The sequence below is a fragment of the Salmonella sp. SAL04213 genome (assembly GCF_046550535.1).
In the GTDB taxonomy this organism is placed as follows: domain Bacteria; phylum Pseudomonadota; class Gammaproteobacteria; order Enterobacterales; family Enterobacteriaceae; genus Salmonella; species Salmonella enterica.
Genome location: NZ_JBGDXS010000003.1, coordinates 296,212 through 309,595 on the forward strand (window position 1 = coordinate 296,212; position 13,384 = coordinate 309,595).

The window sequence follows — 13,384 nt, forward strand, 5'->3', positions numbered from 1 at the left end:
AGGAGTAATAAGAGCCATGCCAAAACGTACAGATATAAAAAGCATCCTGATTCTGGGCGCGGGTCCGATTGTTATCGGTCAGGCGTGTGAGTTTGACTACTCCGGCGCTCAGGCGTGTAAAGCGCTGCGCGAAGAGGGCTACCGCGTTATTCTGGTGAACTCCAACCCGGCCACCATCATGACCGACCCGGAAATGGCCGATGCGACTTACATCGAGCCGATTCACTGGGAAGTGGTGCGCAAAATCATTGAAAAAGAGCGTCCGGATGCGGTGCTGCCGACCATGGGCGGCCAGACGGCGCTGAACTGCGCGCTGGAGCTGGAGCGGCAGGGCGTGCTCGAAGAGTTCGGCGTCACCATGATTGGCGCCACCGCCGACGCCATTGATAAAGCCGAAGACCGTCGTCGCTTCGATATCGCGATGAAGAAAATTGGTCTCGACACCGCGCGTTCCGGTATCGCGCACACTATGGAAGAAGCGCTGGCGGTTGCCGCTGATGTGGGCTTCCCGTGCATCATCCGTCCGTCCTTTACCATGGGCGGCACCGGCGGCGGTATCGCTTACAACCGTGAAGAGTTCGAAGAAATCTGCGAACGCGGTCTGGACCTCTCGCCAACCAACGAGCTGCTGATTGATGAATCGCTGATCGGCTGGAAAGAGTACGAGATGGAAGTGGTGCGTGATAAAAACGACAACTGCATCATCGTCTGCTCCATCGAAAACTTCGATGCGATGGGTATCCATACCGGCGACTCCATCACCGTGGCGCCCGCCCAGACCCTGACCGACAAAGAGTACCAAATCATGCGTAACGCCTCGATGGCGGTACTGCGTGAAATCGGCGTCGAAACCGGCGGTTCTAACGTCCAGTTCGCAGTGAACCCGAAAAACGGTCGTCTGATCGTTATCGAAATGAACCCGCGCGTATCCCGCTCCTCGGCGCTGGCGTCGAAAGCCACCGGTTTCCCGATTGCCAAAGTGGCCGCCAAACTGGCGGTAGGTTACACCCTTGACGAACTGATGAACGACATCACCGGCGGGCGTACTCCGGCCTCCTTCGAGCCGTCTATCGACTACGTTGTCACCAAAATTCCGCGCTTTAACTTCGAGAAATTCGCCGGTGCCAACGACCGTCTGACCACCCAGATGAAATCGGTCGGGGAAGTGATGGCGATTGGTCGCACGCAGCAGGAATCCCTGCAGAAAGCGCTGCGTGGCCTGGAAGTGGGCGCCACCGGTTTCGACCCGAAAGTCAGCCTCGACGACCCGGAAGCGCTGACCAAAATCCGCCGCGAGCTGAAAGATGCGGGCGCAGATCGTATCTGGTATATCGCCGATGCCTTCCGTGCGGGCTTGTCTGTGGATGGCATCTTTAACCTGACCAACATCGACCGCTGGTTCCTGGTACAAATTGAAGAGCTGGTGCGTCTGGAAGAGAAAGTGGCTGAAGTCGGTATTACCGGCCTCAACGCCGACTTCCTGCGTCAGCTCAAGCGTAAAGGTTTTGCCGATGCGCGTCTGGCGAAACTGGCGGGCGTGCGTGAAGCGGAAATCCGCAAGCTGCGTGACCAATACAACCTGCATCCGGTCTACAAGCGTGTGGATACCTGCGCGGCGGAATTCGCCACCGATACCGCCTACATGTACTCCACTTATGAAGATGAGTGCGAAGCGAACCCGTCTGTTGACCGCGACAAAATCATGGTCCTCGGCGGCGGCCCGAACCGTATCGGCCAGGGCATTGAGTTTGACTACTGCTGCGTACACGCCTCGCTGGCGCTGCGCGAAGACGGTTACGAGACCATCATGGTCAACTGTAACCCGGAAACCGTCTCCACCGACTACGACACTTCCGACCGTCTGTACTTCGAGCCGGTGACGCTGGAAGACGTGCTGGAAATCGTGCGCATCGAGAAGCCGAAAGGCGTTATCGTGCAGTACGGCGGCCAGACGCCGCTGAAGCTGGCGCGCGCGCTGGAAGCGGCAGGCGTGCCGGTGATCGGCACCAGCCCGGACGCCATCGACCGCGCGGAAGACCGTGAACGCTTCCAGCATGCGGTTGACCGTCTGAAGCTGAAGCAACCGGCCAACGCTACCGTCACCGCCATTGAACAGGCTGTCGAAAAAGCGAAAGAGATCGGCTACCCGCTGGTGGTACGTCCTTCTTACGTGCTGGGCGGTCGGGCGATGGAAATTGTCTATGACGAAGCCGATCTGCGTCGCTACTTCCAGACGGCGGTCAGCGTCTCTAACGATGCGCCGGTGCTGCTGGACCGCTTCCTTGATGACGCGGTTGAAGTGGACGTGGACGCTATCTGCGACGGCGAAATGGTGCTGATTGGCGGCATTATGGAGCACATTGAGCAGGCGGGCGTACACTCCGGCGACTCCGCCTGTTCTCTGCCGGCCTACACGCTAAGCCAGGAAATTCAGGATGTGATGCGCCAACAGGTGCAGAAGCTGGCCTTCGAGTTGCAGGTGCGCGGCCTGATGAACGTGCAGTTTGCGGTCAAGGACAACGAAGTCTACCTGATTGAAGTCAACCCGCGTGCGGCGCGTACCGTACCGTTCGTCTCCAAAGCCACCGGCGTTCCGCTGGCGAAAGTGGCGGCGCGCGTGATGGCCGGCAAATCGCTGACCGAGCAGGGCGTGACCAAAGAAATTATCCCGCCGTACTACTCGGTGAAAGAAGTGGTGTTGCCGTTTAACAAATTCCCGGGCGTTGACCCGCTGTTAGGGCCAGAAATGCGCTCCACCGGGGAAGTGATGGGCGTGGGCCGTACCTTCGCGGAAGCGTTCGCTAAGGCGCAGCTGGGCAGTAACTCCACCATGAAGAAACAGGGCCGTGCGCTGCTCTCGGTTCGCGAAGGCGACAAAGAGCGCGTGGTGGACCTGGCCGCTAAGCTGCTGAAACAAGGCTTCGAGCTGGATGCCACCCACGGTACGGCGATTGTGCTGGGCGAAGCCGGTATCAACCCGCGTCTGGTGAACAAGGTGCATGAAGGCCGTCCGCACATTCAGGACCGCATCAAGAATGGCGAATACACCTACATCATCAACACCACCGCAGGTCGCCGGGCGATTGAAGACTCCAGGGTGATTCGCCGCAGCGCGCTGCAGTACAAGGTGCATTATGACACCACGCTGAACGGCGGTTTTGCCACGACGATGGCGCTCAATGCCGATGCCACCGAGAAGGTAACCTCGGTGCAGGAAATGCACGCGCAGATCAAAAAGTCGTAAACAAAGGGTTCGGCAGATATTGCTCTAACCGGACCTGTAATATAATGTTGAAAGGGTTTCTGTAAAGAAACCCTTTTTTTATCTTGCGTAAGGTCATTCCTGGAGAAGTCCGTTTCCGTAACCACATTTTCAATGTAATAAGCACGATATTGCTCACACTAATCAATATTTAAGTCGCATACTATCTTGTATATCCACAATTTTAATATGGCTTAGTTTTTATTAGTTTGGACAGGCCGTAGCCAGATTTTTAATTTGTGAAATGGTGTGCTTATGTGTGAAAAATATGTTGAAAGACCGCTTTATTTGTTAATTGCTGACTGGATGATGGCAGAGAATCGATGGATCACTGCCAGGGAGATTTCCCGTCAATTTGATATTGAACATTGCAAAGCAATTAATACGCTCTCCTATATTCTGTCAGAAGTGGGGGAAATTGTTTGTGAAGTGAAGATGATCCCTAACCAAATTGCAGGACGAGGCTGCCAGTGCCAGCGTCTGGTGAAAGTCGTGAGTATCGACTCTCAACTCTATCGCCGATTGAATCATAATTTGCAGGAAAGAAAAGTGAGCGTGGCGAAAGCGCCGCGGCTGTCTGCCGTTCCCCCCACAGAGCTAAACCGTGAGCAGAAATGGCAGATGATGCTCTCCAAGAGTATGCGTCGCTAATTGTCTGTTTAACCTGATGGCGGGGTAAACGGTAATTGACGCGTAGGCCGGATAAGCGTGAGCGCATCCGGCATCAATTACTGTGCTGATTTTGGCTTCACGTCCGTCGTGCCTTTCAGGCGTGGCCGGTTTTCTTCGACCTGCGTTAACGGCTTCGTTTCAGATAACCCCGTTCGACAACGGACCGCAAGATCCTGATATTCTTTGGTATTGAGGCGTTTCCAGTGCAGCTCCTGGTCCGTAACCTGGCGTAGTACGCGCGCCGGTGATCCCACCAGCAGTTGCCTTGCCTCACCCTGAAATCCGGCTTTGACAAAACTCATGGCGGCGACAATGCTCTCTTCGCCAATCACTGCGCCGTCCATAATGACGCTATTCATGCCGACCAGGGCGTCCCGTCCCACCACGCAGCCATGTAGAATAGCGCCGTGGCCGATATGGCCGTTTTCATGCACGATGGTATCGGTATCGCAGTAGCCATGCATAATGCAGCCATCCTGCAGATTAGAGCCTGCCTCCAGGATCAGGCGACCATAATCCCCACGCAATGACGCGAGTGGGCCAATATAAACACCGGCGCCCACGATGACATCGCCAATCAGCACGGCGCTGGGATGGACAAACGCGTCCGGATGCACCACCGGGATCAGTCCTTCAAAGGCGTAATAGCTCATAGTTGTACCTCGGTTTTTTTGCCGGATGGCGGTGTAAACACCTTATCCGGCCTACGGTTGCGCATGTGCTGTAGGCCGGATGAGCGAAGCGCCATCCGGCATAGTCACATTAACGACCTTTCCACACCGGATCGCGTTTTTCGGCAAATGCCTGCGGTCCTTCGAGCGCATCTTCTGAATGCAGTACCGACGGATAATGCTTCAGCACGCCGCTGCGGATGTAGCGGTAGCCTTCTTCTACCGGCATTTCGCTGGTCGCGCGATAAATCTCTTTCAGCGCCGCGATAGCCAGCGGGGCGCTATTGACCAGTTGTTGCGCCAGTTCGCGCGCGCTATCCATCAGTTCGCTCTGGCTGACAACGCGGTTCACGATCCCCCAACGCAGCGCTTCTTCGGCGCTCATTCGTCTGCCGGTCATTACCATTTCGTTGACGATAGCCGGTGGCAGCAGCTTAGGCAGACGCAATACGCCGCCGCTGTCAGGCACGATGCCGAGCTTGGCTTCCGGCAGCGCGAAGCTGGCGTTTTCGGCGCAGACAATAAAGTCCGCCGCCAGCGCCAGCTCAAAACCACCGCCAAACGCGTAGCCGTTCACCGCGGCGATAACCGGCTTATCGAGGTCAAATATTTCGGTTAAACCGGCAAAGCCGCCGGGACCAAAATCGGCATCCGGCGCTTCACCTTCCGCTGCCGCTTTTAAGTCCCAGCCAGCAGAAAAGAATTTCTCCCCGCCGCCGGTAATGATTGCTACGCGTAATTCCGGATCGTCACGGAAATTAAGAAAAGCTTCACCCATTGCAAAGCTGGTTTTGGCGTCAATGGCATTCGCTTTAGGTCGGTCGAGGGTAATTTCCAGGATCGGGCCGTTACGGGTCAGATGTAATGACTCACTCATAGTTCATCTCCAGATAAATAGTTTTCCGGCGGGAGGGATTCCTGTCGGAAGGTTTATTTCAGATTTTTTTTGATTATTTTTCCTGAACAGTTGCGCGGCAGGTCGGTTCTGATCTCCATAAAAGAGGGAACCTTGAACTTCGCCATATTGTTTTCGCAGAAGCTGAAAAACTCGGCTTCGCTTAATGTTTCACCTTCATTAAGGACAATAAACGCTTTAATGGCTTCATCACGGATCGCGTCTTTAATACCAACCACCACAATGTCCTGAATTTTCGGATGTGCAGAAATAATATTTTCCAGCTCGACGCAGGAGACATTTTCCCCGCCGCGTTTAATCATGTTGCAGCGTCTGTCGACAAAATAGAAATAGCCATCCTCATCCTGGTAACCCGAATCACCGGTATGTAACCAGCCCTCTGGTTCCAGCGCCCTGGCGGTTGCCTCCGGCTGCATGTAATACTCTTTGAAGATAGTCTTGCCGGGGATGCCTTTAATACAGATTTCGCCAATTTCTCCGGCGGGCAGCGGGCGATTTTGATCGTCGCGGATTTCGGCTTCATAGCTAAATCCCACGCGGCCAATGGAGGGCCAGCGTCGTTTGTCTCCGGGACGGTCGCCGATAATACCGACGATGGTTTCAGTCATACCGTAGGAGGTCAGCAGCCTGACGCCAAAGCGTTCGGTAAAATCGTCTTTTTCCTGTGCGGATAGATTGAGATAGAACATCACTTCACGCAGATGATGCTGCCTGTCCGTTGGCGCGGCGGGCTGGACCATCAGCGTGCGGATCATCATCGGGATGCACTCGGTCACCGTCGCCTGATATTTACGTATCTGATCCCAGAAGGCCCTGGCGCTGTACTTCTCCAGGAGCACAAAGGTGCTGCCGGCGGAAAAGGCTGGCATTGCGGCGGTACACTGGCAGTCGATATGAAAAGCGGGCATCACCGTCATGTACACGTCATCATCGCGCAGGGCGATTTGCCAGGCAGAGTAGTAGCCTGCAAAACGCAGGTTATAGTGGGTAATCACCACCCCTTTTGGACGCGAGGTAGTACCGGAGGTAAACAGAATTTCCGCCGTATCGTCAGTGGATAACACGGGCGTATAGCACAGCGTGGTGGACTGGCGGGATTGCAGTTGGGTAAAGTGACTCACGCCATCGTCAGCCGGAAGCTGCTCGCCAATCAGACAGATATGATTAAGCGGAGTGCTATTGTCCTGGCGTATTTCACGGTACATAGGATAAAACTGGACGCTGGTAACCAGCAGACTCACCTGGCTGTTTTGCAGGATCCAGGCGCTTTCTTCGCCCAGTAAGCGGGCATTAATCGGCACCATAATGGCGCCGATTTTTGCCAGTCCAAACCAGCAAAAGATGAATTCCGGACAGTTATCCAGATGCAGCGCGACCCTATCACCCTTGCGGATCCCTAAGGAATAAAAAAGGTTCGCCGTGCGGTTAATCTCTTCATTGAGCGAAGCATAGCTAAACTGCCGAACGATTCCCTCACAGGATTCGAAAATTAACGCCGTTTTATCTCCGTACACCCCGGCCAGGTCGTCCCACATCTGACGTAAGTTTTGTCCGCCAACGATATCCATATTGCTTTATCCACTGAAATCAGGCGTGAGCGCTAACCGGAAAACCGATTAGCGCATCGCGTTTAATCCTCAACTTTGGCCAGGCCTTTGCCGACCAGTTCCTTAATATCTGCTTCGCTATAACCAATGTTTTTCAGAATGGCGGCGGTATCCATGCCGTGTGACGGCATGCCACGCCAGATTTTCCCCGGGTTGTTTTTAAATTTCGGCATGATGTTCGGCCCTTTACAGGTGCGACCGTCCATTGTTTGCCACTGAGTAATCGATTCGCGGGCAACGTACTGCGGGTTACCTTCCAGTTCCGGAATGGTGAGCACCTTCGCACAGGCGATATTCAGCTCAGCAAAACGCGCCTGAACGTCGGCGATGGTGTGTGCTGCCAGCCAGGCGTCCAGTTTCTCTTCGACGAGCGGGCCGTAAGGGCATTCCACGCGATGGATGAGCTGCGTGCCTTCCGGAACTTCCGGCGTACCGAGAATGTGGGCCAGGCCAATATCTTTAAAACACTCGTTGATTTGCGTGATGCCGACCAACTCCATGACGATGTAACCATCGGCGCATTTATACAGGCCGCAACCGGCGTAGTAGGGGTCTTTCCCTTTCGTCATACGTGGACAGATTTCGCCGCCGTTGAAGTAGTCCATCATGAAGTACTGACCCATGCGCAGCATCACTTCGTACATGGCGATATCGATGCTTTCACCTTTACCCGTTTCGCGTACTTTGTGCAGGGCTGCCAGCGCGGCTGTCGTCGCGGTCATCCCGGAGAAGTAATCGGCGGTATACGGGAAGGCTGGCATCGGTTGGTCAACGTCGCCGTTTTGGATCAGATAACCACTGAATGCCTGCGCGATGGTGTTATACGCCGGAAGATTGGTGTACTCCTCGGTACCATACTGGCCGAAGCCGGAAAGGTGGGCAATGACCAGTTTCGGGTTATGTTCCCACAGCACTTCATCAGTAATACCACGGCGGGCAAAGGCCGGGCCTTTACTGGCTTCAATGAAAATATCGGTGGTTTCCATCAATTTCAGAAACGCTTCCCGACCTTCATCTTTGAAAATATTCAGCGACAGGGCGTGCAGGTTGCGGCGTGAGAGCTGCGGGTAGTTAGGCTGTACGCGGATGGTATCGGCCCATGCGACGTTTTCAATCCAGATAACCTCGGCGCCCCATTCGGCGAACATCTGTCCGGCGAATGGACCGGCGATTTCGATTCCTGAAAAAACAACGCGTACCCCAGCAAGCGGGCCAAAGGTTGGCATTGGTAAATGATTCATCATTTTTCTCCTGGCATTTTTTGCGGTATGTAGGCCGGATAAGCACAGCGCCATCCGGCATGATTGCCTGATGGCGACGCCCCGCGTCTTATCAGGCCTACAAGGGATCGATTAGCGGTATTGCTTAAGTACCGCACGACCCAACGTCAGGATCTGCATTTCATCAGAACCACCAGAAACACGGTCAACGCGCAGGTCACGCCAGAAACGCGTGATGCGGTGGTTGCCCGCGATACCAACACCTCCCAGTACCTGCATGGCGGTGTCTACCACTTCAAACGCGGCGTTGGCGCAGAAGTATTTGCACATTGCCGCGTCGCCGGAGGTAATAGTGCCGTTATCTGCTTTCCACGCGGCTTCCAGCAGCATATTTTTCATGGAGTTCAGTTTGATCGCCATATGCGCAAACTTCTCCTGAATCAGCTGGAAACGGCCAATAGCTTCACCAAACTGCACGCGCTGATTCGCGTAACGCGCAGCGTCTTCAAAAGCGCACATTGCGGTACCGTAGTTGGTCAGCGCGACGAGGAAGCGCTCATGGTCAAACTCTTCTTTCACGCGGTTGAAGCCGTTACCTTCCCGACCGAACATGTCTTTCTCGTCCAGTTCAACGTCGTCAAAGGTGATTTCACAGCAGCTGTCCATGCGCAGACCGAGTTTCTCCAGTTTGTTGACCTTGATACCCGCTTTGCTCATGTCCACAAACCACTCGGTGTAAACCGGTTTATCCGGCGATGCACCGTCTCTCGCCATGACCACGATGTACGGGGTATAGGCGCTACTGGTGATAAAGCACTTACTGCCATTGAGATAAACCTTACCATTTTTGCGTGTATAAGTGGTTTTCAGACTACCAACATCCGATCCCGCTCCCGGTTCAGTGATAGCAGAGTTCCACATCTGCTTACCGGTGCCCCGGAAGGCCATGATTTTATCAATTTGCTCCTGAGTTCCTTCACGCAGGAAAGTGTTAAAACCTCCCGGCAATTGGTACAACACGTAAGTTGGTGCGCCAAGACGCCCCAGTTCCATCCAGACGGCGGCGACGGTAACAAAACCCGCTTCCAGACCGCCGTGTTCCTCCGGGATCAGCAGGCTATCAATGCCCATATCCGCCAGCGCTTTTACAAAACGCTCAGGGTAGACGCTGTCACGATCGCACTCGGCAAAATAAGCTTCCCAGTTCTCACTGGCCATCAGTTCGCGAATACCGGCGACAAACAGCTCCTGTTCGTCATTTAAGTTGAAATCCATCTTTCAGCCTCTTGATCAATTGGGTTAATAAGAATTACTTGTCTTTCCAGTGCACTTTGGCGTCTTTAATAAAGGACAGCGTCACCATAATGTTGACGAAGAACAGCGGGCATCCTCCGGCGATAATCGCGGTCTGAATCGGCTTCAAACCACCCAGCGCCAGCAGAACGATACCGATGATGCCGACCAGCACCGACCAGCCGATACGCACTAACAGAGGCGGCTCTTCACCATCGCGAACTTCACGACAGGTCGACATCGCCAGGGTGTAAGAGCAGGCGTTAATCAGCGTGACGGTGGCAATAAAGCAGAGGATGAAGAAGCCCCACATGGTGGCGGTGCTGAGCGGCAAGGCGGCCCAGGTTTCGATAATGGCGCGCGCCACGCCGTGTTGCTCAATGAGTTGCGGAATGTTGAGGATGTTTTTATCCATCAGCAGCAGCGTGTTGCTGCCCAGCACTGTCCACAGGATCCAGGTAGACGCGGTCAGACCCATCACCATCCCGAAGCACAGTTCACGTACGGTACGACCACGGGAAATACGGGCCAGGAAGATACTCATCTGGATGGCGTAAATAACCCACCACGCCCAGTAGAAAACGGTCCAGCCCTGTGGGAAGCCGCCTTTACCGATGGCGTCGGTATAGAACAGCATCCGTGGCAGGTGCATTAACAGCATCCCGACGGAGTCGGTGAAGTAGTTCATGATGAAGCTGGCGCCGCTGACGATAAACACCCAGCCGAGCATCAGGAAGCTCAGGTAGCTACGCACATCGCTGGCGATTCTGACCCCTTTTTGCAGGCCGCAGGCCACGCAAATCGCGTTCAGAATGATCCAGCAGGTAATGATGATGGCATCCAATTGCAGCGTATGCGGAATACCGAACAGCCATTGCATACACTCGGTGACCAGCGGGGTAGCCAGCCCGAGGCTGGTGCCCATCGCGAAGATCAGCGCCACCAGGTAGAAGTTATCGACAATGGTACCGAACAGCCCTTTCGCATGCTTTTCACCGACGAGCGGTACCAGCGTGGAGCTGGGGCGGATGACATCCATCTTGCGTACAAAGAAGAAGTAGGCGAAGGCCACGGAAAGGAAGCTATAGGTTGCCCACGGCAGCGGCCCCCAGTGGAACAGGCTGTACGCCAGACCTATCTCTTTCGCGCCCGTGGAATTGGGTTCCAGGCCGAACGGCGGGGTGGAGATATAGTAGTAGATCTCAATAGAGCCCCAGAACAGAACCGCAGCGGATGTACAGGAGGCGAACATCATGAAAATCCAGCTGGCGGTGCTAAACTCCGGTTTTTCGTCACCTAATCTCTTTTTGGCATAGGGGCCAAAAACCAGCCAGAACCAGCCGAAGAGCATGACGACCATATACCATTCAAATGCCCAACCCCAGACGTTGGTGACATAACTGAATACCGCATTAATAACGACGTTAGCGGCATCAAGATCTCTGACTGTTAGCCAGCAAAGTATCCCGACAATTATTAATGGCGGAAAAAAAACCTTCGGTTCAATTCCCGATTTTTTCTTTTCATTTTTCATAAGTGAATTCCAGTGTGAAAACGAAATTTATTTAGCGTGCCAGTCCATGAACGTTTGTTTATTTATTATTAATGATTTGTTGATAAGTTTTTAACCTCTGGGACGCCTCAATGAGTAACTCATAATGGGTATTCATTTCGGGTGATTCTGTTATCTGTGTCACACTTTTTTGCGTTGATTATTTTGTGTCTAAATTTTGATTTTTTCTTTATTTATTAATTAGTTGGTTGTGGTTTTTTAACTTTTTTAAGTATCTGACGTTCAATATTGTTGAGCCAGCAAACAATATTGAAAATTTTCATATTTGGCATATTTCTTTCAATATTGGTGAGGTGCGTAACACTATTGAAAGTTACGAATATCAATGTGTGACATTTTCAATATTGGTGATTAAGGTTTTATTTCCGAATTAAAGAGCGTGATATCTGTATTTAACACCGCCGATATAAATACGTTTCCTTCATGATTTCTGGAGATGCAATGAAGATAATTACTTGCTACAAATGCGTACCTGATGAGCAGGATATTGCGATTAATAATGCTGACGGAACACTCGATTTCAGCAAAGCGGATAGCAAAATCAGCCAATATGATCTGAATGCAATTGAAGCTGCTTGCCAGTTAAAACAGCAGTTGGGAGACGCTCAGGTTGTCGCCATGAGCGTTGGCGGCAAAGCGCTGACTAATGCAAAAGGGCGCAAAGATGTCCTCTCTCGTGGCCCTGATGAACTGATTGTGGTCATTGACGATCAATTTGAGCAGGCGCTGCCGCAACAAACTGCCAGCGCGCTGGCCGCCGCGGCGCAAAAATCAGGTTTCGATCTACTTATCTGCGGCGACGGTTCTTCCGATCTTTATGCTCAGCAGGTTGGTTTGCTGATGGGCGAAGCGCTGAACATTCCGGCGATTAACGGCGTGAGTAAAATCCTCTCTCTTACCGACAGCACATTGACAGTAGAACGCGAACTGGAAGATGAAGTTGAAACGCTGAGCATCCCGCTCCCGGCGGTGATCGCGGTTTCCACCGACATTAACACCCCACAAATCCCTTCGATGAAAGCCATTCTTGGCGCGGCGAAAAAACCGGTTCAGGTCTGGTCGCCTGCGGATATCGGGCTGAACAGCGTACCCGCGTATTCCGCACAACAGGTTGCCGCACCGAAGCAGCGCGAGCGTCAGCGTGTGGTGATTGAAGGTGACGGTGAAGAACAAATCGCCGCGTTTGTCGAGAATCTGCGCAAAATCATTTAATTATCAGGGGATGTTATGAACAAATTTTCCAGTGTCTGGGTATTCAGCGATACCCCTTCTCGTCTGCCCGAACTGATGAGTGGCGCGCAGGCTGTAGGTGAAAAAGTTAACGCGTTCGTACTGAACGAAGCGGACAGCGCGACAGCATGCCATTTGGGCGCGGATCATGTCTGGCTGCTCAGCGGCAAACCAGAAGACCGCATGATCGAAGACTACGCTGCTGCGATGGCTGAGACTATTCGTCAGCATAGCGAAGGCGGCGCGGTGCTGCTGCCGAATACGCGTCGGGGCAAGCTGTTGGCGGCAAAGCTGGGCTATCGCTTGTCGGCTGCGGTTTCCAATGACGTCAGCGACGTCGCCCTGCAGGATGGAAAAGCGGCGGTTAAACATATGGTCTACGGCGGTCTGGCGATAGGGGCAGAAACCATCGCTTCGCCGTTTGCCGTGATCACACTCAGCAGCGGAACGTTTGACGCACAACAACCGGATGCTTCTCGCAGCGGCGAGATGCACACCGTGCAGTGGCAGGCTCCGGCCACTGCCGTGACCCGCACCGCAACCCAGGCGCGTCAGAGCAACAGCGTTGACCTCGACAAAGCGCGTCTGGTGGTCAGCGTGGGACGCGGCATCGGCAGCAAAGAGAATATCTCGCTGGCCGAAGCGCTGTGCCAGACCATCGGCGCCGAGCTGGCCTGTTCCCGCCCGGTGGCGGAAAACGAGAAGTGGATGGAGCACGAGCGCTACGTCGGTATCTCCAACCTGATGCTCAAACCTGAACTGTATCTGGCGGTGGGGATCTCCGGGCAGATCCAACACATGGTCGGCGCCAACGGCGCGCAGACGATTTTCGCCATCAACAAAGATAAAAACGCGCCAATCTTCCAGTATGCGGATTTTGGCATCGTTGGCGATGCGCTGAAGATCCTGCCTGCGCTGACGGCTGCCTTAGCGCGATAAA

At 53.7% G+C, this 13,384-nt stretch carries 10 protein-coding genes; 4 read left to right on the plus strand and 6 right to left on the minus strand.

What is annotated here, in order from left to right; all coding sequences use genetic code 11:
• Positions 1-16 precede the first annotated feature (16 nt).
• Positions 17-3,244 carry a carbamoyl-phosphate synthase large subunit gene (gene carB, locus ACLJPQ_RS10885; protein WP_080185002.1) on the plus strand — a complete coding sequence of 1,076 codons (3,228 nt, stop codon included), beginning with the start codon at positions 17-19 and terminating at the stop codon, positions 3,242-3,244.
• A gap of 273 nt (positions 3,245-3,517) precedes the next feature.
• Positions 3,518-3,913: a carnitine metabolism transcriptional regulator CaiF gene (caiF, locus tag ACLJPQ_RS10890; protein WP_000333324.1), complete on the plus strand. Its 396-nt coding sequence runs from the start codon at positions 3,518-3,520 to the stop codon at positions 3,911-3,913.
• 77 nt (positions 3,914-3,990) lie between these two features.
• On the opposite strand, the gene caiE is transcribed toward caiF, so the two are convergent.
• The 6 genes from caiE to caiT all read right to left on the minus strand — a co-directional run bounded on the left by caiE (position 3,991) and on the right by caiT (position 11,175).
• Positions 3,991-4,587, minus strand: a complete 597-nt coding sequence (gene caiE / locus ACLJPQ_RS10895; protein ID WP_000122864.1) for a carnitine operon protein CaiE — start codon at positions 4,585-4,587, stop codon at positions 3,991-3,993.
• A 109-nt stretch (positions 4,588-4,696) separates the two neighbouring features.
• Positions 4,697-5,482: a crotonobetainyl-CoA hydratase gene (gene caiD / locus ACLJPQ_RS10900; RefSeq protein ID WP_000004376.1), complete on the minus strand. Its 786-nt coding sequence runs from the start codon at positions 5,480-5,482 to the stop codon at positions 4,697-4,699.
• Between the two features lie 53 nt (positions 5,483-5,535).
• Entirely contained in the window at positions 5,536-7,089 is a 1,554-nt protein-coding gene (caiC, locus tag ACLJPQ_RS10905; protein WP_080185001.1) for a crotonobetaine/carnitine-CoA ligase, read from the minus strand.
• A gap of 62 nt (positions 7,090-7,151) precedes the next feature.
• Positions 7,152-8,369 (minus strand): L-carnitine CoA-transferase, encoded by a 1,218-nt coding sequence (gene caiB / locus ACLJPQ_RS10910; RefSeq protein WP_001016209.1) that lies wholly within the window; start codon positions 8,367-8,369, stop codon positions 7,152-7,154.
• Between the two features lie 111 nt (positions 8,370-8,480).
• Positions 8,481-9,623, minus strand: coding sequence for a crotonobetainyl-CoA dehydrogenase (caiA, locus tag ACLJPQ_RS10915; RefSeq protein WP_000347134.1), 1,143 nt, complete (start codon positions 9,621-9,623; stop codon positions 8,481-8,483).
• Between the two features lie 34 nt (positions 9,624-9,657).
• On the minus strand, positions 9,658-11,175 hold the full coding sequence (gene caiT / locus ACLJPQ_RS10920) for an L-carnitine/gamma-butyrobetaine antiporter (RefSeq protein ID WP_000787073.1): 1,518 nt from the start codon (positions 11,173-11,175) through the stop codon (positions 9,658-9,660).
• Positions 11,176-11,655: 480 nt separating this feature from the next.
• On the opposite strand from caiT, the gene ACLJPQ_RS10925 reads away from it, so the two are divergent.
• Both ACLJPQ_RS10925 and ACLJPQ_RS10930 read left to right on the plus strand, forming a co-directional pair.
• Positions 11,656-12,426, plus strand: a complete 771-nt coding sequence (locus ACLJPQ_RS10925; RefSeq protein ID WP_080185000.1) for an electron transfer flavoprotein FixA — start codon at positions 11,656-11,658, stop codon at positions 12,424-12,426.
• 15 nt (positions 12,427-12,441) lie between these two features.
• On the plus strand, positions 12,442-13,383 hold the full coding sequence (locus ACLJPQ_RS10930; RefSeq protein ID WP_080184999.1) for an electron transfer flavoprotein subunit alpha/FixB family protein: 942 nt from the start codon (positions 12,442-12,444) through the stop codon (positions 13,381-13,383).
• The last annotated feature ends 1 nt before the right edge of the window (position 13,384 follow it).